Raw genomic sequence first — 22,082 nt, 5'->3', positions numbered from 1 at the left:
TTAGCCCGCACTGTAATCCCCAATATGCCGCCGGCAAGGCACAGCCTAGGAGTTTTCCTCACCAGAGGGACTAATCCCTATCCTCTTTTGCAATTCGGGTTTCATCAGCAATAGCAGTAATTCAAGAGCTCATTGAATTACTGCTTAAATTAAAACTGATATCCACCCGAATCACTCAAGGCAGGCTACACTGTCCGCAGCTTTATGGCCGCGCGACAGGTTCATCCCACCCCATAGCTTAAGAGCCACGCAGGTGGGTCTCCGCGGAGGAAGGGTCAACGCCCACATGCCATTGTGGATCGCCCCCCCTCCTTAACTCCCAGCACCAGCCCCCAACTGGGCGTTGAAAGCCAGCACCAGGAACTTCATCGATGTGCCCTTGACGGATTTTTAGGCCCGTCTTCGGGATTAGCGCCTCTGACTAGGATACTGCACCACTTTGCCTTTCTCTTCAAGGTATCTTAATTATAACATAATAAAAATATCAATATCAAACCTATATAAAGTGATTAAAAGGCTACTATACTCCCTTACGTATCAAAAAACTCATTCCTTTTAAAAAGTAGTGTCAATACTCCTTTATTCTTCAATTTACTCTCTCAATTAAATAATTAGACAATTCTTTAAGAAAGAGTGCTTTTTCTCCAAATCTATCTAAAATCTCTATAGCCTTTTGTGTAAGTTCTACAACCATTTGCTGGGATTTTTTTAAGCCAAAGATATTGACAAAAGTAACTTTGCCTTTTTCTCTATCACTACCAACCTTTTTGCCCAATTTTTCTTCTTCTCCAATTACATCTAATATATCGTCTTTTATTTGAAAAGCAAGACCTATCAAACTTGCATATTCTCTTAATGCATGAATATCTTCTTCTATAGCACCAGCAATGTAAGCTCCTGCACAAACAGATGCTTCTATCAAAGCACCTGTTTTATGTTCATGCATAAATTTTAATTCTTCATAAGTAAGCTTTGTGTTCTGTGAAAGTATATCCACCACTTGTCCACCAATCATTCCTTTGCAACCTGAGGCTCGCGCAATTTCATCTGTAGCTTTTAAAATCCTTTGATAATCATGGGGATTTTCTAAAGCATGCCTTATTAGGACTTCAAAGGCCAAATTTAAAAGTCCATCTCCTGCCAGTATTGCTATAGCTTCACCGTAAACCTTGTGATTTGTAGGCTTTCCCCTTCTCAAATCGTCGTTATCCATAGCTGGAAGGTCATCGTGTATAAGGGAATAAGTGTGAATGAGCTCTATTGCACAAGCTACAGGAAGGGCTTTTTTTATGTCTCCTTCAAAAAGTTCACAAGAAGAAAGGCATAATACTGGTCTTAACCTTTTTCCACCAGCAAATACACTATATTTCATGGCCTCGTAGATTATTTGTGGGTTTTCTTCCACTTCTAATATCCTGTGTAATTCTTTTTCAATAAGCTGTTGTTTTTCTTTTAGTTGCTCTTTAAACATCCTTTTCCTCCTCTTTAAAATCAATTTCCTCGCTTTCGTTTATAAGAAGAGTTATTTTTCCTTCAACCTCTCTTAATTTCTTTTCTAATCTCTTGGAAATTTCAATGCCTTCTTTAAACAAGTTAAAAGATTCTTCTAATAATAAATTTCCCTTTTCTAATTTATTTAAAATTTCTTCTAATTTTGTCATCTCTTCCTCAAAACTCAGCTCCTCTTGCATCTTCTTTCACCTCTTGTATAATTGCTTTAGCATTACCGTCTTTAAATAAAATTTTTACTTCCTCATAAGGTATTATGTCTTTCACAGAAGAAATAACTTTTTCTTGCTTGTCTAAAATAACTGTATAGCCTCTTGTAAGCACGTTTAATGGACTTAAAGAATTTAATTTTTCTGTCAAAATCAAAAAATCGTTTTTCTTCCTATTATATATAGAAAGCATTTCCTTGCACAAAGAGCTTTTTAAACTTTCGATTTTATGCTTTAAAACTTCATTTCTCTTAATAGGACTGTTAAAGTAAAGAGCCCTTCTAAGGCTCTCCAACTCTTTCTTCTTACGTTTTAACTCTGCCATCATTAATGTTATAAGCCTTGTTTTTAATAAAAATATCTCTCTTTGGTAAACCTTTATATCTGGCACTACAATTTCTGCAGCAGCAGAAGGAGTAGGAGCTCTTAAATCTGCCACAAAATCAGAAATAGTAAAGTCTGTCTCGTGTCCTACTGCAGAAACAACTGGTATACGAGATGCATAAATGCATCTTGCCACTTTTTCTTCATTGAAAGGCCAAATTTCCTCTAAGGATCCTCCACCTCTTGCTAAAATAATCACATCAATGTCTTTCCTTTTGTTCAAAATTCGAAGAGCATTGCATATCTCATCGGCAGCTGAGATTCCTTGTACTAAAACAGGAACTACTAAAATATCTATTGTGGGATTTCTCCTTTTAGAAATTGTTATTATATCTCGTATTACAGCCCCTGTTGGAGAAGTCACCACAGCAATCTTTTTAGGATGTTTAGGAATAGGCTTCTTTTTGTCAGAATCAAAAAGTCCTTCTTTTTGCAGCTTCTCTTTAAGTTTATTAAAAGCAAAATATAAAGCCCCAATTCCATCAGATTGTATACTTTGAGCATACAGTTGATAAGTTCCATTTTTCTCATATACAGTTATTCTACCTGTCACAATCACTGACATACCATCTTGCAAAGTAAAATTTAAAAGCTTTCCATATTCGTTAAACATCACACATTTTAATGAGGCTATTTCGTCTTTCAAAGTGAAATATATTCCTGTGCTGTGGTATTTTAAATTAGAAATTTCTCCTCTAACCCGTACATTTCTTAAAATTATATCATTGTCCATCATTTTTTTGATATAATCTGTAATTTCTCTGACTTCAAGCGCCTTCAATTGCATATTTAAAGGCCTCCAAAGTGTTTTTGAGTATCATTGCAGTAGTAACTGGTCCAACTCCACCTGGTACCGGTGTTATAGAAGAGCATCTATCTTTTACCTTTTCAAAATCTGCATCTCCATATATATTATTTTGGTAAACGTTTATACCCGCATCTATAAGTATTGCTCCTTCTTTAACCATATCTTCCTTCACCAACTTCATCTTACCAGCCGCTAGTACTAAAATATCCGCCTGCCTAGTATAATAAGCCAAGTCTTTTGTTTTTGAATGGCACACAGTAACCGTACAATTTTTGTCTAATAAAAGCTTAGCTACTGGTTTCCCTAAAATATTGCTTCTTCCTACTACAACAGCATGTTTTCCCACAAATTGAGTATTAATGCTTTCCAGTATATATAAAATTGCTTTAGGAGTACAAGGTATAAAAAGAGGTTTTCCGGCAAATAACTTTCCCATGTTGTAATTAGATATGCCATCCACATCTTTATAAGGGTTTATAGTATCGTAAACTAATTCGGCATTAAAACTTTTGGGAAGAGGCATTTCTATCATTATACCATGAGTGTTTTTATCTTCATTTAAAAATTTTAAGATGTCAAAAAACTTAGATTCTTCGTTTTCCGAAAAATAATAAATTTCTGCTTCAATCCCCACATTTTTACAAGCTTTAACTTTAGAGTTTGCATAAACTTTTGAAGACTCATCATTTCCAGCCATCAAAATTGCTAATCTAGGCTTATAGCCAAACTCCCTTATCTCTCTTTTTACCTCTTCCCTTATCTTTTTAGAAATTTCCTTACCATCAATTATCATTCGATTCACCCACTTCCAATCCTTTATCCCTTACAAAGGCTCCCAGCAAGCCGTTTATAAACACATGAGAATCTTCTGTACTGTATTTCTTGGCTATTTCTACAGCTTCATTTATGGAAATATTTACAGGAATATTTCCATAAATCATTTCATAAATGCTGCATCTTAAAATAGCCAAATCTATTCTAGGCATACGGTTAAGAGCCCAATTTTGAGAGTATTTTTCTATTTCTTTATCAATTTCCTCTAAGTGTTCAATAGCTCCTTTAACGGTATTTTCTATGTATTCTTTTTGGTCACCAGGATCTTTTTCTTTATAAAAATTGTCAAATATTTTGCTTATAGGAAACCTTGAAATATCGTATTGATAAAGCATTTTTACAACCCATTCTCTGGCTTCTGTTCTGTTCATTATTCCCAACTCCTTGAATTTTACCTCTTGCATATATTGTACCATAACTCTATCTAAACTAACCCTCTGTAAAGCAGAGGGTTAGTTTAAATCTTCTTTAACTTGCTCATTTTGTTTTTTATTTTCTTTATCCATATTTACCCCTTGAACATGAATATTGACCTCAACAACTTTTAATCCTGTCATATTTTCCACAGCATTTTTGACATTTTCTTGCACATTCCAAGCTACTTCAGGAATTCTAACACCATAATCCACAATTAAGTACAAATCTATTGACACTTCTTTTTCTCCTACTTCTACTTTTACGCCTTTACCCAAATTCTTTCTTCCCAACATTTCAGAAATACCGTTTACAACTCCCCCACTCATTCCAGCCACTCCAGGTACTTCCGTTGCCGCCAAGCCTGCAATGATACTAACTACTTCTTCAGAGATTTTAATAGTTCCTAACTCTTGATTTTCATTTGTATTTACATTTTCTTCCATAAATTTCACCCCCTTAAATACATAAATTTTTAGAGAAAACAGATATTTGTCAAAATAAATTATATCATAATTGTAGACTCAAAAACAATTAAGTTTTCTTATTCCAGTCTTGTCATGATTTTTATATTATCTAATGAAACTCCTGTCTGTCGGGAGACAATATCTACAATTTGTGCCACTTCTTCTTCTGACAGTTTATCTGTCTGTACAATTACATTTACTATACCATTATCTATCATCACAACTGCATCTTGAAACCCTTTAGCTTTTATCAAATTTTCTATTATCATTTCTTGGTTTGTTATTTCTGTAAGTTTTATTATTTGTTTTTGAGCCTCCTCTCTTGTAGTTTCGCTGGTATTTTTATTTTCTACTATTTCCTTTAAAGCATCAATACTTCTGCTTCTATTTATTTCTCTTTCTTCTCTATAAGTAGTAAATATTCCAGTAAAAAGTTTATCTTTTTCTGTACTAGTTTCCTTTGCAGAAGAAGTACTTGTTTGAATAGAATCCAGATTCTGGCTGTATTCATTTTTAGCGGCTTCTTCTTTCTTACTGGTATACCCATAGTTTAAAACAAAAGCAATAGCTATTAGCAAGACAAGAGATATAATTGCTATAAGCTTTTTTCTCATAAAAACCATAAAAACTCCTCCTCACTTTTATTTTGAAGATATCACCTTAACTTTATAAGCAGGAATACCTAAAGCAGTTTGGACAGCCAAAGAAAGTTCGTATCTTAATTTTGGATCTTTTGCACCATCTGCAACTACAATCACTCCCCTTATTTCAGGCATTATCCTTTTTAATACAATAGGTTTATTTTGCCCAGAGGTATCTTGAGAGGTAACTACTTTGTTGTTTGATTCTGTTTGAATGGTCTCTCTTACGGCGCCACTACTATCTTTTTCATTTGTAGTAGTACTGGATTCTACCACATCCATTGCAGCTACCACCTCCTCATCTGAGTTTAGCGTAATGAGGACTTCAATATTTCCCACTCCTTCAATTCTTGACAATATATTTTCTAGGTCCTTTTCTAATTTTTGAGCATAATCTTCACTATTATTTTCTTTTTGAGCCATAACCAATTCTTTATCTTCATTGTTATTTGAAGGACGAGGTTTAAAAGTACTCGCACCTATTAACAAAATCAAACCTATTAAAAAGATAACAGTCAAATTTTCCATTAACTTTTTATTATCTTTTAAAAATTTATCTTTAAGTTTATTAAAATCCACTCAAGTACCTCCTTTCAATTTATTCCTCTTTTATAGTTATATTCTTTAACGGTACATTATAGAATGCACTTATTGCTTTTTTAATTTCTTCGTTAAATTTTTTGTTTTCTACTGAGTTTTGAGAAGCCATTGTGGTACTTTTGAAAGATAGGGTTATTTCATTTATTTTTCCAAATTCTTTGTCATTTAGGTCTTCTACAAATGAGACATCCACTTCCACTCCTTCAATTTCATACAGATTTACAAGTCTTTCTTTAATCTGTTCAATCAACCTTTTCTTGTATTCTGCCACAATTAAATTATTCCTCTGCTTTTGTGCTTCTTTTGAAATTTGCTCAACATCTATGTTTTTTAAAAAATAATTATTTTTAAATACGTAGGCTTCTATATTTGCTCCTCCTTTTAAAAAATTAATCAATGGATTTAAGATAGTAATCATAATTACAAAACCTATTGCAACTTTAGCATATTTTTTTAAACTAGAGGAAGGAACTAAAAGTTCTAAAACTATCGAGAGAATTGCAATATAAATTATCTGTGTTATCCAGTTTTCTATAAACTCCATTGTTCCACCTACCTCAGCATAGTAGTAATACTTGCCGTACCTATAATGGCAGTTATTGTAAAAAACATCATCACAGTAACAGAAGCCAATACCCCAAAAACATAAGTTAAAGAAGTTGCCACCTCTGAAAGGCAATTTACTATTCTTTTGTCTGAAATTGGCTCAATCACTGCTGCGGTAAAACGATAAATAATTATAAGTGAAAAAAGCTTTATTAAAGGCATTGCGGAAATTATTACAATTGCTATAAGTCCATAAATACCTACAGCTCCTTTTATCAGTAGTGATGCCCCTATAACTGCATCCACACTATCAGATAAAAGTCCTCCCACCACTGGCAAGAAAGCACCTACTGTATATTTTGCCGTTCTCGATATTACACCATCTGCCATTGAAGAAGATAAACCTTGTATAGTTATTACTCCTAAAAAAATACTCAATAAAATGGAAATAGAAGCAGTAGATAAGGTCTTTAAAAAATCCCCCATTTTATTCAAGCTAAACTTTTCAGAAATATTTCCTACAATTTTTACAGCTGTCATGAGCAAAATAATAGGCAATATAAAATCCCTCATAAGATGTGCTATAAACTGAACTGTCACAATGACAACAGGGTGAAAAAATGCTGCAGAGGTAAAAGCACCGACCGACACCAGCAAAGTTATAAGAACAGGCAACATCGATTGCATAAAATCAACCATGCTGTCAATTGCTTCTTTGCCGATTCCTAAAGCTTCTATAAAGCTTTTAACCGCTATTACGATAAAAATTCCATAAACAGCTAAAAAAGCAATCTCACTTATATTTTCATTTTCAAAAGAACCGTGTAAATTCATCAATATGCCGCCAATTACAGCTAAAATTAAAAGTTGTGTTAAAAGTTTTACAGATGAATATAATTCTTTAAAAAATAATTTTAGTAAATTTTTAAAAATTTTGTTTATATCAAAAGATTGTTTTCCTGATATAACATCTCCTATATAAGTCTTTATATCAACGTAGGGAAATATATTGCCATTTTTTTGATTAGTTTCTTTTACAAAGCGGTCAATCTGATAAGTATCAATACCTCTTAATTGCCTTTCTATGTCCTGTTGTCCTGTATCCGCTTTGGCAGTAGTTAATAAACTCATAATCATTAAAATTACAAAAACTAACTTTTTCAATCTTTTACACCTCACGGTATTATTGAAAGAATTGTTTCAATTAATGCAACAATTATAGGTATTGATAAAAAAATTATAATTGCTTTTCCTGCTATTTCTATCTTTGAAGCTAAATTTTTTTCATTCGCGTCGTGACACAGCTGAACTCCGAATTCCGTTATGTAAGCTATTCCAATGATTTTTAAAGTTGTCATAAAATAAATATTGTCAAGGCCACTTTTTTTAGCAAGAGTATTCAATATTTCTACGATTGCGCTAAGTTTTGGAAGAATCATCATAAAGATGATGACTCCGGTTACCAAACTTAAAATTATTTTCATTTCAGGATTTGTTTCCTTTAGAACTGTCAAAATAATTAAAACTATTATTCCCAAAATAACAATTTGAAATATTTCCATTCTATCACCTAATAAAGTTGAAATATTGTTTTTACTGTGTTAAACAAATTGTTTATCATATTTATTACCATCATCAACACTACTACTATTCCTGCTAATGTTACCATCATTGCTTGTTCTTCTCGCCCTGAACGTATTAATACTTGATTTAATACTGTTACCAAAATGCCAATTGCTGCAATTTTAAAAATTATATCTATGTTCATTATAATCCTCCTCTATAAAAACAATATGTTTATCGCCAGTCCTGCTAAAACCCCAATATTTTTGTAAAGTTTTTCATTTTTTTTACTTTCTTCTTCTGCGTTACTAAGTTGCCTTTTTAAAAGCTCAATAGCTAAATCAAAATTCTTTTCTTGGTTGTATACGTCAGAATTGCCAAGTCCATATCCAAAAGATTTCAAAATTTCTATGTCTTCTTTTTTTAGATAGCCATTGTCCCATTCCTTTAAAGCAATCTCCCATGCTTCTCCTGCAGTGTAACCCTCATTTTGTGATAGTATCATCCCTGTCTTTAAAAAAGCAAATTTTACACTTTTATCTAAAGAATGAGAAATTTCCATGAGTATTTCTCCTAATGGGGCTTTTGAATATGTTATTTCTATTTTCAAAAGGTTTAACGAAGATATCATACTTTTAAGTATCCAGCGCCTCATTTTATATTTCAAAGCAAACAAATACCCCAAACTACTGGTGGAAAAAATAACCAAAACCATTCCCAATAATTTCATTTGTCAATCCTTCCTCTCCTATATGGCCCTTTAAACAAAGTATTAAAATTCTCATCTAATATTTTTTCTACTGTACCTGCCCCTAAACGATTGCTTAAAATTATATAACGCTCAAAATATCTTAAAGAAATAACGTCTTTTAAAATAGGTTTTTTCATGAGGTCCTCAATGTCGTTAGCATGAACTGTAGTTATAATCTTTACACCAGTATTCAACACCTCATGAATCGCTTCTATGTCCTCTTTTCTGCCTATCTCATCTGTCACTACCACTTGCGGGGACATTGACCTTATAAGCATTATCATTCCATGAGCCTTAGGACATCCGTCTAAAACATCAGTCCTTATTCCAACATCCAATTGAGGAATGCCATTGTAACAGCCGGCAATCTCTGACCTCTCATCTACTATACCTACTTTTTTACCCGTAAAGCCTAAAAAATCTATTCCATTACTTATCCATCTTGCAATATCTCTTAAGAGGGTGGTTTTGCCACATTGAGGAGGTGATATTATTAAAATGTTATATACACCGTTAGAAGTACTAATTAAATATTTTAATATTTCCTCTGCCACTCCTATTATATCTTTTGATATTCGATAATTGTATCCAGAAATATTCTTTAAAGTCTTTATATAACCATTTTCTAAAACGCATTTTCCAACTATACCAACTCTGTAACCACCTTTTAAGGTAATATATCCGTTTCTTATTTCTTCTTCAAAAGCATAAAGAGAAGATTTGGATATTAATTGAAGAGCTTTTTCACAATCCTCAGAAGTAACGATATAGGCCAAAGAAGGTAAAAAAGACATTGTCCCTTCTTTTGATACAAACTTTTCTTCATTTCGTAAATAAACTGTAAGAGGTCTATTAACTCTAAGGCGTATTTCCTCTACTTCTTGTAATAGGGCATCAGGAATTTTTGTAATTACCTCTCTTACTGATGGAGGAAGAGCATAAAGAACTTCTTCAAAATTCTTTCTTGTGTTCATATACCTGTCCCTCCTCTTGTAAAATTATATTTGTAAGATTAGATATTTATGAATAAAAAAAACACCCACTAACTTTTCGCTAGTGGGCATTTTCATTAATCGTCGTCATCTACAATTTTCAAATCTTTTACTTTTAAGGTTTCATTGCAATGAGGGCATACCAATTCAGCATTTTCATCATCTAAAAGCTCTTCTTCTACACTCATCAACATATGGCAATTAGGACATTCTCCTTCCACATACTCTTCATAATCTTCCTCTTCATCCTCTTCATCGTCATAATTGTACTCATAGTCGTCATCCTCATAGTCCTCATCGCCATATATGTGATTTTCGATTTCAGAAAGGTCTTCATCTATTTCTCCCACATAATCGTCCAATTCAGAATGAGAAGCTTCCAGCTCATTTATCGCATCTGCAAAATCTTCTAAAGTATCTAAAATTGCCAAAATTATTTTCCCCTCTTTTGTGCTGTCATCTATCCCTAAACCGTCTGCTAATCCTCTTAAGTAGGAAACTCTTTCGTTTAAATATTCCATATCACATACCCTCCTTTACAAAATAGTATTCGACAATTTGCTGCGTTTATACCCTCTCTAAATATTCTCCGGTTCGAGTATCGATTCTTATTTTGTCCCCAACATTTATAAACAATGGAACTTGGATGACAGCACCAGTTTCTACAGTTGCCGGCTTAGAACCTCCCGTTGCAGTATCTCCTCTAAACCCAGGTTCTGTCTCCACGACTTCCAGCTCAACAAAAGTAGGAGGCTCAACGGAAAAAGCTTCACCTTTATAGAACTTTACTGTAACAGTCATATTTTCCTTTATAAACTTAATTGCATCTTCTACTTTGTCATAATTTAAAGGAATTTGTTCGTAGGTTTCTGTGTCCATAAAATAATAAAGGTCTCCATCATTATAAAGGTACTGCATTTCCTTCCGTTCTATAATTGCTTCCTCAAATCTTTCCGTTGGGCTAAAAGTTTTTTCTATAACAGCCCCTGTCATAACATTTTTAAGTTTCGTTCTTACAAAAGCAGCACCTTTTCCAGGTTTAACGTGCATAAAATCAACAACTGTAAAAACCTGTCCGTCAACCTCAATAGTTACTCCTTTTCTGAAATCACCCGCTGCGATCAAAAAAATCCCTCCATTGTTTTAGTTTAGTTCAATTAAATATTTAGGTGATTTGGTTAAATTTATAACACCATCTTCTTTTAATAATACCATATCCTCGATTCTTACGCCACTAAAATCGGGAATATATATCCCCGGTTCTACTGTAACAACTACCCTTTCTTTTAAAATTTCTTCTTTTTTGAAGGACAAGCTAGGTGCTTCATGAATTTCAAGCCCTACACCATGCCCTAAAGAATGAGTAAAATATTTTCCATAGCCCTTTTCTTCAATTAAAGACCTTGCTAACAAATCCGCCTCTTTTGCCATAAGTCCTGCTTTTAAATTATCTATTGCTTTTTGCTGTGCTTCTAAAACTATGTTATATATCTCTTTTTGTTTCTCACTCGCTCTTCCCATAACAATCGTTCTTGTCATATCAGAACAATAACCATTTACTTTACATCCAAAATCTATTGTGACAAAATCACCTTCTTCTATCACTTTTTCAGAGGCTTTTCCATGAGGGAGAGAGGACCTTTTACCTGATGCTACAATCGTATCAAAAGATAGAGCTTCTGCTCCTTGTTTTTTCATAAAGTACTCTAATTCTAATGCTACTTCTTTTTCTGTCATTCCTACTTTAATGAAATTTAACAGATACTCAAAAGCCTTATCCGTAATATTTTGTGCTTTTTTTATGTTTTCTATTTCTTGATCATCTTTTACCATTCTCAAAGTCTCAACCACATTAACCTCTGGTATTAGATCAATCTCCAAAAACTCTTTTAATTCCCTATACTGCCCGTAAGAAACACTTTCTTCAAAGGCCAGTTTTTTTATCCCTAATGTTTTAATATATTCTTTTAAAACTTCTTTTATGCCATTTTTATGTTCTATAACTTCAAAATTTTTGACTTCCTTCACTGCTTGTTCAGTATATCTTCCATCTGTAATAAAAATAGCTCTATCATGAGTAACAAAAGCTACACTGTCATCTCCAGTAAAACCTGTGATATATGTAACATTAACAGGTTTGTATATAACAAAAGCTTCTATGTTTTTCTTTCTCATCAACTCTTTTAAATTTTGCAGTCTTTTATTCAAAATTTTTACCCCCCAATTGGATCCTCTAAATACTTAACTGCATTGAGAGCAAGGACATAACTATAAGGTCCAAACCCTGTTATCACACCTTTACATTTAGAAGCAGTAACCGAAGTCTTCCTGTATTCCTCCCTTCCAAAGATATTTGAAATATGAACTTCTATCACTGGAACTGATACTGCTGCAATAGCATCCATAATTGCTAAACTGTAATGAGTATAAGCTGCAGGATTTATAATTATAGCGTCGAAATTGTTTTCTGCAGAATGAATGAGGTTAATTATTTCTCCTTCACTATTAGATTGCTGAATCTTTACAGCAATATCTAATTTCGCAGCCTCTCTTTTTATCATATTATTTATTTCTTCGTAATTTATATCTCCATAGATCTCTTTTTCTCTTTTTCCTGTCAAATTTACATTAGGGCCATGAATTATCAATACTCTTTTCATAATCTCACCTCACTTTACTATAATATATCTTATTCCCTAATTTGTCCACTACCTAAAATTACATACTTATAGGTAGTAAGCTCCTCAAGTCCCATTGGCCCTCTCGCGTGCATTTTTTGTGTGCTTATTCCTATTTCTGCCCCGAAACCAAATTCTCCTCCATCTGTAAAGCGAGTAGAAGCATTTACATACACAGCAGCCGAATCTACAGACTTTAAAAACATCATAGCATTTTCATAATTTTCTGTAATAATGGCTTCAGAATGACCCGTGGAATACTTTGAAATATGGTCTAAAGCTTCATCTATGCTATCCACAACTTTTACAGCCAGTATAAGGTCTAAGTATTCTGTTTCCCAATCCTTATCTGTAGCTTCTTTAACTTGAGGACATATTTGTTTTGTAATTTGACATCCTCTTATTTCTACTCCCAAAGAGGTCAATTCTTCTACCATTAAAGGTAAAAATTCTTTTGCAATAGATTTGTGAACCAAAACTGTCTCTACTGCATTACATACCCCTGGCCTTTGAACTTTTGCATTCACAATGATGTCTTTCGCCATATTAAACTTAGCTGTTTCATCTACAAAAATATGGCAATTGCCTACTCCTGTCTCTATCACAGGAACTGTAGAATTTTCAATGACATTTTTTATGAGATTGGCTCCCCCTCGAGGAATAATGAGGTCAATTAAACCATTTAACTTCATCATGCGGTTTACTTCCTCTCTATCAGTATTCTCTATAAGTTGTATTGCCCCTTCAGGAATTCCAGCTTCGTAAGCAGCCTTGGCAAGAATAGAAGAAATTGCTATGTTGGAATTGATCGCGTCACTTCCTCCCCTTAAAATTACCGCATTCCCCGATTTCAAGCAAAGGCCTGCCGCATCAGCCGTCACATTTGGTCGAGATTCATAAATTATCCCTATTACCCCAATTGGCACTCTCATTTTGCCAATTTGAAGTCCATTTGGTCTCTTCCACATCTTTTCTATGCTGCCCACGGGATCAGGAAAAGTAGAAATTTCTCTTAATCCTTTTGCCATAGCTTCAATTCTTTTTTCATCAAGTTTTAATCTATCTATAAGAGAAGCTTTTATATTCCTCTTTTCAGCCTCTAAAACATCCTTTTTATTAGCTTCGAGTATCTTTCCTATATCTTTTATTAAAGCATCTGCCATGTGATTCAAAGCCAAATTTTTTGTATTTTCATCCACAACAGCCATTTTTCTAGCCGCAGCTTTTGCCTGCTTCGCCTTCACTTCAACTTCCATACTTCTCACCTCTTGCAAGTATTACAAGATTATCTCTATGGATTACTTCATCATAATACTTATAACCTAGTATTTTTTCTATACTATGAGTTTTACAACCTTTTATTTTTTCAACTTCTTCTGAAGAATAATTAATAAGTCCTCTAGCAATTTCTTTTTCTTGATGGTCAAACACTACAACGCAGTCTCCTACATCATAATCTCCTTCAGTCTTTACAACTCCACTTGGCAATAGGCTTTTCCCATGCTTTACAATTGCTTTCGCCGCGCCTTCATCAATAAAAAGTCTCCCACTCACTTTCGCATTAAAAGCAATCCAAACTTTCTTGCTACTTATTGGCTTTTTCATAGGCAAAAATGTAGTACCAATTTTCTCGCCATTTGTTATCCGGTTTAATACATTGTCAATTTTCCCGTTCGCTATAATCATCTTAACTCCTGAATTCCAACATATTTTCGCTGCTTGAATTTTTGTATACATCCCCCCCGTCCCTCTTTTTGTCCCAGCACTACCAGCAATTTTAAACAATTCCTCTGAAAACTCTTCTACGACTTCTATAATTTTTGCATCTTTGTAAATTCGTGGGTCTTTATCATAAAGCCCATCGATGTCAGTTAAAATTATTAAAAGGTCAGCCTCAACTAAACTAGCAAGCAACGCCGCTAAAGTGTCGTTATCTCCAATTTTAATTTCCTCAGCAGTTACTGTATCATTTTCATTTATTATTGGCACAACGCCCCATCTTAGTAGGTTTGACAAGGTATAACTGACATTCAAATATCTTTTTCTGTCGCTAAAATCTTCCTTAGTCAAAAGAACTTGCGCGGTAATTTTTCCATATTCATTAAAAAACTTTTCATAAATTTCGATTAAAAGCCCTTGCCCTATAGCCGCTAAAGATTGTTTTTCTGGAATGGTTTTAGGTTTTTCCTTTAAATTTAATTTTCCCATACCTGCCCCAATTGCTCCAGAGGTTACTAATATTACATTTTCTCCCCTATTTAATAAATTAGCGATTTGCCTTACTAACTTTTCCATTATTTCTAAATTCAATTTACCATTTTCATAAGTCAAAGTGCTTGTGCCAACTTTTACTACAATTCTCATATTTCCGACATCCTTTTGGCAACATTTAAATATATCTTTTTAAGTTTTAAAGCATCTTCTGCCATAGTTCCTCTCGATTCACATATAACAATGGGCTGCATCTTTCTTTCATAGAAAAGCTGTGCCAAAGGCTCAAATTCTGGCCCGTATTGAGTGTCAGCTAGTGTCCAATGCCTTTTTTCTCCCTGATCTGTATATTCAATTCTACTAAAATGGACGTGTATTCTTTTTAACCTTTCTTTTCCCAAATATTTTTCAATAACGTCTAAAACTTCAGCATAATCATCTATAGTCTTGAATCTTCCCCTGTCTCTGGCATGTAAATGGGCAAAATCTATTGTTGGAATAATTCTTTCATCCACATTGCAAAGTTCCATTACTTCCTCTAAAGTACCCAATTGGTTTTTCTTTCCCATTGTCTCTGGACATATGGTTACATCGGTGAGTTCTTTATCCTCCATCTCTTTTAAAATTTCCTTTAAAAGTTTTTTTGCTCTCTCTAAAGCCTCTTTTCTCCCCCCTTCTGTTCCCGAACCAGGATGAAAAGTTACCCTTTTAGCCCCCATCCATTTTCCTGCAATTAAACTATCTATTAAATATCTTTTGGAATTCTCCATTTTGGTTTTATCCGTAGTAGCTAAGTTTATGTAATAAGGAGCATGAACAGTAATAGTTATATTAAACTTTTCTGCTCTTTCTTTCAGCTCTTTAGCCATTTTTTCGCTAATTTTTATTCCCCTTGAAAAAGAATATTCATACGCATCAAGTCCCATGTTATGGAGCCATTCAGGCATCTCTAGAGAAGACTTATGCCCTTCTTTGTAGAACCTATCAGAATTCCCAGAAGGTCCAAATTTTATTGTCAATCCCCTCATCCTTTCTTAAGTCTAATGTAAGCTTTTATAACCTCATCTGCTACTTCATCTATAGTCATATCAGAGACATCAATAGTGTAGTCGGCAAACCTATAAAAATGCTCTCTTTCTTTTAGAAGCTGTCTTATTTTCTCTTCTGGATTATCCACCATAAGAAGAGGCCTCTCTTTATTCTTTCCTATATTTCTCATTATAATTTCTGGCCTTGCTTTAAGGCAAATAACTATACCATTTTTTCTTAATTGTACAACATTTGAAGGGTTTAATACAACTCCTCCCCCCGTAGCTATGACAAAATTTTTTAATCGGGCTGCTTTTTTAACTGCCATTTTTTCTAATTTTCTAAAATATTCTTCTCCATATTTTTCAAAAATATCTAAAACAGTCATATTTGCCATTTTTTCAATCATTTTATCTGTATCTGTAAAACCAAAAGACATAGTGGTAGCTACTTTTTTGCCAACAGTAGTTTTGCCAGTAGCCATGAAACCTGTTAAAACAATATTTTTCATTGAAATTTCCTCCCTAAGGCAATGAAGGTATTTTTTCTTTCAAAACTTTTTCTACAGTATCAGTTATTATTTTATTTATGTCTATATTCTGAAGATTTTGTGGAATTTGAGGATTGGAAGGTTGCTCTACATTATTCGATTGCTCACTTGTGGTATTATCATATAAAGGCTTAAAAGGGTCATTTTTGCCTTTTGAAAAATCTATCGGTATTGAAGCACCACCACTGTCTTTCATTGAATAAATAAAAACTTGAAGAGTCAAAAGAAGATTTTTCTGATTTGTATCTTTTTCAATATAGAAACTTTGAATGTTACAAAGTCTCTTAGAATTTTGTATTTCTTTCAGAAAAGCTATAATCTCATCGTAATTACCTGAAACAGTAATATTTACAGGTATTGTTACAAAATCTTCTTTTTTTCTATTATTAGTTTCATCTTGAGGTTGATCTGGGTTTCCAAAAGCTAAGCTTTTTGTCTTTACACCTGTATCATTGACCATTTGTTGTAAATTAAAAAGAAAAATTTCTATATCCCTCTCCTCTGGTAAAATCATGCTTAATTCCTTTAGTTGAGTTTGTTGCTTTTCTAAACCTTCTTTTAAACTTTTATTGTTTAAAGCAGCTACTTGTTCTAAAATTTGTTTTTTACTTTTTAATTCAACTGATAAATTTTGTATTTCTAAAATTTTGGGAGCTAAATAATATTGATAATAAAGCGCTAAAAATCCAAGTACAATAGCAAAATAAATTAATACTCTTTCTCTCTTGGTAAGCTTCATCTACGATACCACCTTGATTTTTACATGCAAAATATATTTTAAAAGGCCTCTATCAGTCAAATCTATAGATTCTATTTTCACGTCTTCTACATAATTTAGACCTCTAAGATTAAGCATAAAAGCTGCAATATCAGATTCTGAAAATGCTTCTCCATCTATTTCTAAAATATTGTTTTCATACTTCAAAACGTCAATAGAGACTTTCTCAGGTATATTTAAGGCTAAATTCTCCAACATATTTACTGCATCCAGTTTCTGGCTTTGTAATTTTTTAATTATGCTTTTCTTCTTATCTATGTAAAGAGATAAATCTTTTACATTTTGCTGCAACTGTGAAATGTCTTTAAACTTGCCTAATTCATTATTTACGTATTTTAAATCTTGATACAATTCATTGATATACACCATTGGAAAGGCTATTAAGGCAAAAATAATGGTAATTAAAGCAAATACAAAAAAAAGGTGGGATAATTGCTTTTTTCTTCGCATTTTTTGTTCTTTTAGTTCAGCTGGTATGAGGTTTATATCCTTCAATCTACTCCCCCCTTAAAAGGCATCCATAAACAGGTAAAAAGTACAAATAATCTTCTGTTTCTGGCACAAAAGTAGGTATCCTAAAATAATTTTCCACGTATTCTCTCAAGCCCAAAAGTTTAGAAGTACCGCCTATCATGATAATCTTTTGTATATTTTTATGATATGTAGCATAATAAAAGTCAAATACCCTGCTTAACTGTTGAAACACTTCCGAAAAGGAGAAGAGTATAGTTTCTTCTATGTCTTTATAGCTTTCTTCTCCAATAATTTTTTTTGCCCTTTTATATTCTTCTGCTGCTTGAAAATCTATATTAAAGGCATTTGCAATTATTTGTGTAATTTTATTTCCACCAAACTCTATGTTCCTACTAAAAATGTAATTTCCGTTATCAATCACCATCACGTTGGTAACAACTGCCCCTATATCTACAACTGACACTATTCCCTCAGCTAAATTCACCTTTTTACAAGCTTTATAAATTGAATTGCTGTAAATATCAATGGCTTCTAATTTTAACTTTAACATTTCTGCTAATTTGACGTATTTTTCTATTATATCTTTGGGAGAAGAGGCAATCAGTACTCTAATCGTTTTGTCTTTTTCCGCAATATTAGGTAAATATCTATAATCTATTACATAATTTTCAGTGTCAGGAATGTATTGCTCAATTTCATAGTATAAGGCCTTTTCGACTTCCTCTTCTTTCATTAGTGGCAATTCTAAATCCCTTACTATATTATTTGAGCTGGAAATAGTAAAACACACTTGCTTTTCTTTGGCATTATTCCTTTTCAAAGTCTCATTAATTGCATCTGCCAATGAATTTATATCCATAATTTTACCATTAGTTATCACATTAGAAGGCGTATTTATCATTAACCTTTTACCAAAAAATTTATTGTTTTTTTCTACAATTAATAATTTTGTATTAAAATTCCCTATTTCAATTCCAAGCATTTTTTACCTCCTAATGGCGCTTGTTGTTGTTTACCTTAATAGCAGCCATTGTTATAGCCTTTATTATGTCTACCTCAAATTGCCTTACCAACTCATTTGTCTTTACATACAGTTCTCCTTCTTCTGATACAACATATTTTGGAGGCAAATTGTTAAGTGCTAAAGCCTTTATGTCCATCCTACATCGTGAGCATTTACAAACGTCTAAATCTTTCAAAACCTCATCCATCATTTGCTCAACAGCGTCTTCCATGTAATTTTTAAGATGCATAAAAAAACCCTCTCCTTATTTTATTTCCCACTTAGAAACAGTAAGTGGACTTATTGACTCTAAGTTTATAATTAACTGAGCATATCCTTCTTTTTTAAAATTTTTATATTCCCCTTCGGCGTATATGTGTATAGTATAAGTCGTTCTAACATAATTACTATCTAAACTAATACTTTTTACAGTATATTTCTGACCATTATCACCTAAATATCCTGTTTGAGGATATTTACTAAACACATTTTGTTGAAGGTATGAAGCTACATCTCTATAGATATCTTGTGTCAAAACTTCATTTGAAACTTTGCCCGCATTTGCATTAATTTTTGTCCTTGCTATATTTGACAAAGTATTTAATAAATCAGAGTTAAACTCACTCTTTGCCTTTTCTAATCCTGCTTCAGCAGCGTATGTAGCTGATATGGAATTAGCATATGCGTAAGAAATCTTGTAATTTGTAATAGTTATTTCTAAAATTGCTACAGCTAAAACCGAGAGAATCAAAATTACTATTAAAGTAAAAATTAAGGCAGAGCCTCTTTCACTTAACATTTATATCACTCTTTCTTAAAAAAACCTCTGTAGAAAGAGAAAACCTGTTAGAACCCTTATCATCACTTTGCCCAGTTATTTCAATATTCATCATATTATCATTTTTTGTAGTCACCTTAAAATCATAAATATTAACAGCTAATTGAAGCTTACTCCCTCTGCTGTCTGTATCAGATTCTTTGATATGAATATAAAGAATAGGACTTTCTAGAGTTATTTTATAATCGCGATAGCCTTCTTTAGTTAATACCTTTTTTATAGACAGACCATAGCCATTATCAATAATCTCAACTTCAGAAGGCCCTTTTTCTAACAAGGACACTATATAATTCATTGCAATCCTAACATTTTGCTCTACATCTACATTATTCTGCGTGCTTACAAAAGACTTGTATCCTGAATAATACAGCAAAGAGTAAACTCCTATTACCACTCCGAGTATTGCCAATGTCACAATAAGTTCAATGAGGGTAAATCCTTCTTCTTGTTTTACCACCATTTTAACCACCATGGAACCTTAACACCGGCAATTTCTGAAGCTTTTGTCCCTATTTCTTTTAAACTAGTAACGTCCTCTTTTACCATGTTAACAACCGTGTTTGCAATAGTCAAAATTTTTGTTTTGGTAAACTCATTCCAACCTAACGTGACTACTACGAAACCTAAAAATAAAGCAGTCCATGTCGCAATTATTACTATTGTTATCAGGTCTACTACACGCTTTATTACATCGTTACTACCACTACCATCTCCACTATGGTCTTCCTCAGAAGGTATTTCTACTGGAACATAAGAAGTAATTTCCGTCTTAGGCGCCATAACATAAAGGATATACATAGGAGTGTTTGAACCAATTTTTCCTACTTTGATCTGATACTGAGAAAGATCTCCTATAGAAGTTTTTCGTTCTACATAAGTTAAAAAGCCTTCCTTTTCAAAGTCATTTACTATTTGGGCTAAATCTAAATTATCTTTTACAATCCCCCCTTTTATATTTTCTGCAATTGTTTGCGCAATAGTAGCTTCTTTTGTCTTTATCTTAGAGTTAGCAGAAGTTATAGCAGATTGACTAAAAATGCCCAAAAGAGGTATTGCCACTATTGCAAATATAGCTATTGAAACAAGTACTTCTACTAAAGTCATACCTTTGTTGTCCTTTAAAATCTTCATAAAATCACTCCTAATAGTTTTTCCCACTTATCATAATGCGCCCTGTAACGACTGCTACACTTATGTAAATTTCGCTTCCCTTATCATTTTTTAAAGTTATTGTACAAGCTCCAATAGGAGTTCCCATCTGATTAAAGTATATTTCTACTTTTCCGCCATCTTTTTTACTTATTTTGATTCCTTTAGGCAAATTTTTTGTCCTAACATTTTTATTGTCATCATATCTGTTTATGTAGTATCCTGTATTATCTAATTTGCTTTTAAAATATAAAATTTCTCCTTCAAAAATACTTTTTTGCTGTATGTATCTTAAGTCACTTACAACCTCATGGGCAATAAGAGTAAGCCTTACATTTGACATTGTCGTATCAAAAAAGTTAGAGGAAGGAATAACTATAAGAACTATAACGGATAAAATAGCTAAAACCGTCACCAGTTCTATTAAAGTTAATCCTTCTTCTTTTTTCATAGCTCTAACCTCTAATAAACTTTATATAATAGTTAAGAATCTCATACCCGTATAAAATTGAAATAAACCATGCAATGGAAATGTAAGGTACAAAAGGAATGTAATCCTTTCCTCCTTTAATTTTCAAAGCTACTAATATAACGCCACCCAATGCTCCAATGATTACAGAGAGGAAAAGTACTAAAATTGTAAGCTTCCATCCTATGAAAAAACCAATTAATGCCATAAGTTTTATGTCTCCTCCCCCCATCTCTCCTCCTGAAATGAGAGAGATGAGAAAGAGAATTCCTCCACCTAAAATTAATCCCACGATGTAATCAATAAGCCCATAGTTGTACATAAGGATTCTAAAAATTATTCCGCCTATAAAACCAACTAAAATAATTTTATTTGGTACAATCTTGTAATCTATATCAATAAAACTTTCAGCTATTAAAATAGCGGCTATAAACATGTAAGAAAAAGCTTTAAAACCTAAGCCAAATTTATGATAAATTATCAAAAATACAATTCCAGTCAACATTTCTACAGTAGGATACCTTATTGAAATTTTTTCTCCACAATACCTACATCTTCCTTTAAGTAAAATATAACTCAATATAGGTATTAAATCAATAGTTTTTAATTCATGTCCACATTTAGGGCAATGAGAAGGAGGATAGACCATTGACTCTTTTCTTGGCACTCTGTGTATGACCACATTTAAAAAACTTCCTATAATTGTGCCGAATAAAAATATGAATATGTAAAGTAGTATTTCCATAATGACCTCCTAAAAAAATAATAGGGAGGGCACAAAAATGTGCCCGTTAATATTCATTAAACACCTTTTATTTTAATATTTTATGGATAAAGCTGTGTATCTCCAACCTTAACTGTAGCTTTTCCATCGTCACTCATTTCAAGTGTGAACTGGCCACCATCAGCAGGTTGTGGAACTTTATTTAAATATCCTGCATCAACTAAATCTTTTATGTTATCGGTGGTGTTCCCTGTCTCTATATAATACCTCTCAGCCGCTTGTCCTATAATTTGTGCATTTGCTATATCAGCATTATCTTTTGCTGTTTTTAATGAAGTTGTCACCCTTGGCACAGCTATTGCTGCCAGTATTCCTAAAATTGCAATGACAACAATCAATTCAATTAATGTAAAACCCCTTTCATCCTTGTTTAATGCCTTTACAAACCATTCCATACTTTT

General features: G+C 32.9%; 32 protein-coding genes. All 32 read right to left on the bottom strand.

Going from position 1 to position 22,082, the window contains the following annotated elements; all coding sequences use genetic code 11:
- Window positions 1–586: 586 nt before the first annotated feature.
- The 32 genes from TMATH_RS05705 to TMATH_RS05550 all read right to left on the bottom strand — a co-directional run bounded on the left by TMATH_RS05705 (window position 587) and on the right by TMATH_RS05550 (window position 22,076).
- Window positions 587–1,471, bottom strand: coding sequence for a polyprenyl synthetase family protein (locus tag TMATH_RS05705; RefSeq protein WP_013150273.1), 885 nt, complete (start codon window positions 1,469–1,471; stop codon window positions 587–589).
- Window positions 1,464–1,691 carry an exodeoxyribonuclease VII small subunit gene (gene xseB / locus TMATH_RS05700; RefSeq protein ID WP_013150272.1) on the bottom strand — a complete coding sequence of 76 codons (228 nt, stop codon included), beginning with the start codon at window positions 1,689–1,691 and terminating at the stop codon, window positions 1,464–1,466. Before xseB ends, TMATH_RS05705 begins: the two co-directional genes overlap by 8 nt.
- On the bottom strand, window positions 1,669–2,889 hold the full coding sequence (gene xseA, locus TMATH_RS05695) for an exodeoxyribonuclease VII large subunit (protein WP_012995154.1): 1,221 nt from the start codon (window positions 2,887–2,889) through the stop codon (window positions 1,669–1,671). Before xseA ends, xseB begins: the two co-directional genes overlap by 23 nt.
- Window positions 2,870–3,703 (bottom strand): bifunctional 5,10-methylenetetrahydrofolate dehydrogenase/5,10-methenyltetrahydrofolate cyclohydrolase, encoded by an 834-nt coding sequence (locus TMATH_RS05690; RefSeq protein WP_028991929.1) that lies wholly within the window; start codon window positions 3,701–3,703, stop codon window positions 2,870–2,872. Before TMATH_RS05690 ends, xseA begins: the two co-directional genes overlap by 20 nt.
- Window positions 3,693–4,115, bottom strand: coding sequence for a transcription antitermination factor NusB (gene nusB, locus TMATH_RS05685; protein WP_012995152.1), 423 nt, complete (start codon window positions 4,113–4,115; stop codon window positions 3,693–3,695). The genes TMATH_RS05690 and nusB overlap by 11 nt, the downstream gene beginning before the upstream one ends.
- An 81-nt stretch (window positions 4,116–4,196) precedes the next feature.
- Entirely contained in the window at window positions 4,197–4,604 is a 408-nt protein-coding gene (locus tag TMATH_RS05680) for an Asp23/Gls24 family envelope stress response protein (protein WP_012995151.1), read from the bottom strand.
- A 98-nt stretch (window positions 4,605–4,702) separates the two neighbouring features.
- Window positions 4,703–5,248 carry a SpoIIIAH-like family protein gene (locus TMATH_RS05675; RefSeq protein WP_013150270.1) on the bottom strand — a complete coding sequence of 182 codons (546 nt, stop codon included), beginning with the start codon at window positions 5,246–5,248 and terminating at the stop codon, window positions 4,703–4,705.
- Between the two features lie 18 nt (window positions 5,249–5,266).
- On the bottom strand, window positions 5,267–5,845 hold the full coding sequence (gene spoIIIAG / locus TMATH_RS05670; protein WP_013150269.1) for a stage III sporulation protein AG: 579 nt from the start codon (window positions 5,843–5,845) through the stop codon (window positions 5,267–5,269).
- 19 nt (window positions 5,846–5,864) lie between these two features.
- Window positions 5,865–6,410 (bottom strand): stage III sporulation protein AF, encoded by a 546-nt coding sequence (spoIIIAF, locus tag TMATH_RS05665; RefSeq protein WP_012995148.1) that lies wholly within the window; start codon window positions 6,408–6,410, stop codon window positions 5,865–5,867.
- Window positions 6,411–6,418: 8 nt separating this feature from the next.
- Window positions 6,419–7,576 carry a stage III sporulation protein AE gene (spoIIIAE, locus tag TMATH_RS05660; protein WP_013150268.1) on the bottom strand — a complete coding sequence of 386 codons (1,158 nt, stop codon included), beginning with the start codon at window positions 7,574–7,576 and terminating at the stop codon, window positions 6,419–6,421.
- Between the two features lie 11 nt (window positions 7,577–7,587).
- Window positions 7,588–7,974, bottom strand: a complete 387-nt coding sequence (spoIIIAD, locus tag TMATH_RS05655; protein ID WP_012995146.1) for a stage III sporulation protein AD — start codon at window positions 7,972–7,974, stop codon at window positions 7,588–7,590.
- An 8-nt stretch (window positions 7,975–7,982) separates the two neighbouring features.
- Window positions 7,983–8,180, bottom strand: a complete 198-nt coding sequence (gene spoIIIAC / locus TMATH_RS05650; protein ID WP_012995145.1) for a stage III sporulation protein AC — start codon at window positions 8,178–8,180, stop codon at window positions 7,983–7,985.
- A 12-nt stretch (window positions 8,181–8,192) separates the two neighbouring features.
- Window positions 8,193–8,705, bottom strand: a complete 513-nt coding sequence (gene spoIIIAB / locus TMATH_RS05645; RefSeq protein ID WP_013150267.1) for a stage III sporulation protein SpoIIIAB — start codon at window positions 8,703–8,705, stop codon at window positions 8,193–8,195.
- On the bottom strand, window positions 8,702–9,700 hold the full coding sequence (spoIIIAA, locus tag TMATH_RS05640; protein WP_013150266.1) for a stage III sporulation protein AA: 999 nt from the start codon (window positions 9,698–9,700) through the stop codon (window positions 8,702–8,704). The genes spoIIIAB and spoIIIAA overlap by 4 nt, the downstream gene beginning before the upstream one ends.
- A 95-nt stretch (window positions 9,701–9,795) precedes the next feature.
- A complete protein-coding gene (locus tag TMATH_RS05635) occupies window positions 9,796–10,239 on the bottom strand; it encodes a CD1247 N-terminal domain-containing protein (RefSeq protein ID WP_013150265.1) in 444 nt (147 codons plus the stop codon).
- A 46-nt stretch (window positions 10,240–10,285) separates the two neighbouring features.
- Window positions 10,286–10,843: an elongation factor P gene (efp, locus tag TMATH_RS05630; protein ID WP_012995141.1), complete on the bottom strand. Its 558-nt coding sequence runs from the start codon at window positions 10,841–10,843 to the stop codon at window positions 10,286–10,288.
- 18 nt (window positions 10,844–10,861) lie between these two features.
- Window positions 10,862–11,926, bottom strand: a complete 1,065-nt coding sequence (locus TMATH_RS05625; RefSeq protein ID WP_012995140.1) for a M24 family metallopeptidase — start codon at window positions 11,924–11,926, stop codon at window positions 10,862–10,864.
- Between the two features lie 5 nt (window positions 11,927–11,931).
- Window positions 11,932–12,378: a type II 3-dehydroquinate dehydratase gene (gene aroQ, locus TMATH_RS05620; protein WP_012995139.1), complete on the bottom strand. Its 447-nt coding sequence runs from the start codon at window positions 12,376–12,378 to the stop codon at window positions 11,932–11,934.
- Between the two features lie 29 nt (window positions 12,379–12,407).
- Window positions 12,408–13,652, bottom strand: a complete 1,245-nt coding sequence (locus TMATH_RS05615; RefSeq protein WP_013150264.1) for a glutamate-5-semialdehyde dehydrogenase — start codon at window positions 13,650–13,652, stop codon at window positions 12,408–12,410.
- On the bottom strand, window positions 13,642–14,760 hold the full coding sequence (proB, locus tag TMATH_RS05610; RefSeq protein WP_013150263.1) for a glutamate 5-kinase: 1,119 nt from the start codon (window positions 14,758–14,760) through the stop codon (window positions 13,642–13,644). The genes TMATH_RS05615 and proB overlap by 11 nt, the downstream gene beginning before the upstream one ends.
- On the bottom strand, window positions 14,757–15,635 hold the full coding sequence (locus tag TMATH_RS05605) for a TIM barrel protein (RefSeq protein ID WP_013150262.1): 879 nt from the start codon (window positions 15,633–15,635) through the stop codon (window positions 14,757–14,759). Before TMATH_RS05605 ends, proB begins: the two co-directional genes overlap by 4 nt.
- A complete protein-coding gene (locus TMATH_RS05600; protein WP_012995135.1) occupies window positions 15,632–16,147 on the bottom strand; it encodes a shikimate kinase in 516 nt (171 codons plus the stop codon). Before TMATH_RS05600 ends, TMATH_RS05605 begins: the two co-directional genes overlap by 4 nt.
- A 13-nt stretch (window positions 16,148–16,160) precedes the next feature.
- On the bottom strand, window positions 16,161–16,925 hold the full coding sequence (locus TMATH_RS05595; protein WP_013150261.1) for a type IV pilus inner membrane component PilO: 765 nt from the start codon (window positions 16,923–16,925) through the stop codon (window positions 16,161–16,163).
- Window positions 16,926–17,459, bottom strand: a complete 534-nt coding sequence (locus TMATH_RS05590) for a PilN domain-containing protein (RefSeq protein WP_012995133.1) — start codon at window positions 17,457–17,459, stop codon at window positions 16,926–16,928. It abuts the gene before it with no gap.
- Window position 17,460: 1 nt separating this feature from the next.
- Window positions 17,461–18,420 carry a type IV pilus assembly protein PilM gene (gene pilM, locus TMATH_RS05585; RefSeq protein ID WP_013150260.1) on the bottom strand — a complete coding sequence of 320 codons (960 nt, stop codon included), beginning with the start codon at window positions 18,418–18,420 and terminating at the stop codon, window positions 17,461–17,463.
- Between the two features lie 10 nt (window positions 18,421–18,430).
- A complete protein-coding gene (locus TMATH_RS05580; protein WP_012995131.1) occupies window positions 18,431–18,691 on the bottom strand; it encodes a late competence development ComFB family protein in 261 nt (86 codons plus the stop codon).
- A gap of 15 nt (window positions 18,692–18,706) precedes the next feature.
- The gene (locus tag TMATH_RS05575) at window positions 18,707–19,240 is read right to left on the bottom strand and encodes a pilus assembly PilX family protein (RefSeq protein WP_013150259.1); all 534 of its coding nucleotides are present in this window, start codon (window positions 19,238–19,240) and stop codon (window positions 18,707–18,709) included.
- Window positions 19,230–19,739 carry a PilW family protein gene (locus TMATH_RS05570; RefSeq protein ID WP_013150258.1) on the bottom strand — a complete coding sequence of 170 codons (510 nt, stop codon included), beginning with the start codon at window positions 19,737–19,739 and terminating at the stop codon, window positions 19,230–19,232. Before TMATH_RS05570 ends, TMATH_RS05575 begins: the two co-directional genes overlap by 11 nt.
- Entirely contained in the window at window positions 19,730–20,410 is a 681-nt protein-coding gene (locus TMATH_RS05565; RefSeq protein WP_013150257.1) for a type IV pilus modification PilV family protein, read from the bottom strand. Before TMATH_RS05565 ends, TMATH_RS05570 begins: the two co-directional genes overlap by 10 nt.
- Before the next feature lie 10 nt (window positions 20,411–20,420).
- A complete protein-coding gene (locus tag TMATH_RS05560) occupies window positions 20,421–20,879 on the bottom strand; it encodes a prepilin-type N-terminal cleavage/methylation domain-containing protein (protein WP_012995127.1) in 459 nt (152 codons plus the stop codon).
- A 4-nt stretch (window positions 20,880–20,883) separates the two neighbouring features.
- On the bottom strand, window positions 20,884–21,642 hold the full coding sequence (locus TMATH_RS05555) for a prepilin peptidase (protein WP_013150256.1): 759 nt from the start codon (window positions 21,640–21,642) through the stop codon (window positions 20,884–20,886).
- Window positions 21,643–21,722: 80 nt separating this feature from the next.
- A complete protein-coding gene (locus TMATH_RS05550; RefSeq protein ID WP_013150255.1) occupies window positions 21,723–22,076 on the bottom strand; it encodes a competence type IV pilus major pilin ComGC in 354 nt (117 codons plus the stop codon).
- Between the last annotated feature and the right edge of the window lie 6 nt (window positions 22,077–22,082).

The organism is Thermoanaerobacter mathranii subsp. mathranii str. A3, from assembly GCF_000092965.1.
Lineage (GTDB): Bacteria > Bacillota > Thermoanaerobacteria > Thermoanaerobacterales > Thermoanaerobacteraceae > Thermoanaerobacter > Thermoanaerobacter thermocopriae.
This window is presented reverse-complemented; position numbering and strand designations above follow the sequence as displayed.

What these genes read in the sequence shown, in the direction of transcription:
- TMATH_RS05705 (WP_013150273.1), bottom strand. Translation starts at nt 1,471, where the DNA reads ATGTTTAAAGAGCAACTAAAAGAAAAACAACAGCTTATTGAAAAAGAA.
- xseB (WP_013150272.1), bottom strand. Translation starts at nt 1,691, where the DNA reads ATGCAAGAGGAGCTGAGTTTTGAGGAAGAGATGACAAAATTAGAAGAA.
- xseA (WP_012995154.1), bottom strand. Translation starts at nt 2,889, where the DNA reads ATGCAATTGAAGGCGCTTGAAGTCAGAGAAATTACAGATTATATCAAA.
- TMATH_RS05690 (WP_028991929.1), bottom strand. Translation starts at nt 3,703, where the DNA reads ATGATAATTGATGGTAAGGAAATTTCTAAAAAGATAAGGGAAGAGGTA.
- nusB (WP_012995152.1), bottom strand. Translation starts at nt 4,115, where the DNA reads ATGAACAGAACAGAAGCCAGAGAATGGGTTGTAAAAATGCTTTATCAA.
- TMATH_RS05680 (WP_012995151.1), bottom strand. Translation starts at nt 4,604, where the DNA reads ATGGAAGAAAATGTAAATACAAATGAAAATCAAGAGTTAGGAACTATT.
- TMATH_RS05675 (WP_013150270.1), bottom strand. Translation starts at nt 5,248, where the DNA reads ATGGTTTTTATGAGAAAAAAGCTTATAGCAATTATATCTCTTGTCTTG.
- spoIIIAF (WP_012995148.1), bottom strand. Translation starts at nt 6,410, where the DNA reads ATGGAGTTTATAGAAAACTGGATAACACAGATAATTTATATTGCAATT.
- spoIIIAD (WP_012995146.1), bottom strand. Translation starts at nt 7,974, where the DNA reads ATGGAAATATTTCAAATTGTTATTTTGGGAATAATAGTTTTAATTATT.
- spoIIIAC (WP_012995145.1), bottom strand. Translation starts at nt 8,180, where the DNA reads ATGAACATAGATATAATTTTTAAAATTGCAGCAATTGGCATTTTGGTA.
- spoIIIAB (WP_013150267.1), bottom strand. Translation starts at nt 8,705, where the DNA reads ATGAAATTATTGGGAATGGTTTTGGTTATTTTTTCCACCAGTAGTTTG.
- spoIIIAA (WP_013150266.1), bottom strand. Translation starts at nt 9,700, where the DNA reads ATGAACACAAGAAAGAATTTTGAAGAAGTTCTTTATGCTCTTCCTCCA.
- TMATH_RS05635 (WP_013150265.1), bottom strand. Translation starts at nt 10,239, where the DNA reads ATGGAATATTTAAACGAAAGAGTTTCCTACTTAAGAGGATTAGCAGAC.
- aroQ (WP_012995139.1), bottom strand. Translation starts at nt 12,378, where the DNA reads ATGAAAAGAGTATTGATAATTCATGGCCCTAATGTAAATTTGACAGGA.
- TMATH_RS05615 (WP_013150264.1), bottom strand. Translation starts at nt 13,652, where the DNA reads ATGGAAGTTGAAGTGAAGGCGAAGCAGGCAAAAGCTGCGGCTAGAAAA.
- proB (WP_013150263.1), bottom strand. Translation starts at nt 14,760, where the DNA reads ATGAGAATTGTAGTAAAAGTTGGCACAAGCACTTTGACTTATGAAAAT.
- TMATH_RS05605 (WP_013150262.1), bottom strand. Translation starts at nt 15,635, where the DNA reads ATGAGGGGATTGACAATAAAATTTGGACCTTCTGGGAATTCTGATAGG.
- TMATH_RS05600 (WP_012995135.1), bottom strand. Translation starts at nt 16,147, where the DNA reads ATGAAAAATATTGTTTTAACAGGTTTCATGGCTACTGGCAAAACTACT.
- TMATH_RS05595 (WP_013150261.1), bottom strand. Translation starts at nt 16,925, where the DNA reads ATGAAGCTTACCAAGAGAGAAAGAGTATTAATTTATTTTGCTATTGTA.
- pilM (WP_013150260.1), bottom strand. Translation starts at nt 18,420, where the DNA reads ATGCTTGGAATTGAAATAGGGAATTTTAATACAAAATTATTAATTGTA.
- TMATH_RS05580 (WP_012995131.1), bottom strand. Translation starts at nt 18,691, where the DNA reads ATGCATCTTAAAAATTACATGGAAGACGCTGTTGAGCAAATGATGGAT.
- TMATH_RS05575 (WP_013150259.1), bottom strand. Translation starts at nt 19,240, where the DNA reads ATGTTAAGTGAAAGAGGCTCTGCCTTAATTTTTACTTTAATAGTAATT.
- TMATH_RS05570 (WP_013150258.1), bottom strand. Translation starts at nt 19,739, where the DNA reads ATGGTGGTAAAACAAGAAGAAGGATTTACCCTCATTGAACTTATTGTG.
- TMATH_RS05565 (WP_013150257.1), bottom strand. Translation starts at nt 20,410, where the DNA reads ATGAAGATTTTAAAGGACAACAAAGGTATGACTTTAGTAGAAGTACTT.
- TMATH_RS05560 (WP_012995127.1), bottom strand. Translation starts at nt 20,879, where the DNA reads ATGAAAAAAGAAGAAGGATTAACTTTAATAGAACTGGTGACGGTTTTA.
- TMATH_RS05555 (WP_013150256.1), bottom strand. Translation starts at nt 21,642, where the DNA reads ATGGAAATACTACTTTACATATTCATATTTTTATTCGGCACAATTATA.
- TMATH_RS05550 (WP_013150255.1), bottom strand. Translation starts at nt 22,076, where the DNA reads ATGGAATGGTTTGTAAAGGCATTAAACAAGGATGAAAGGGGTTTTACA.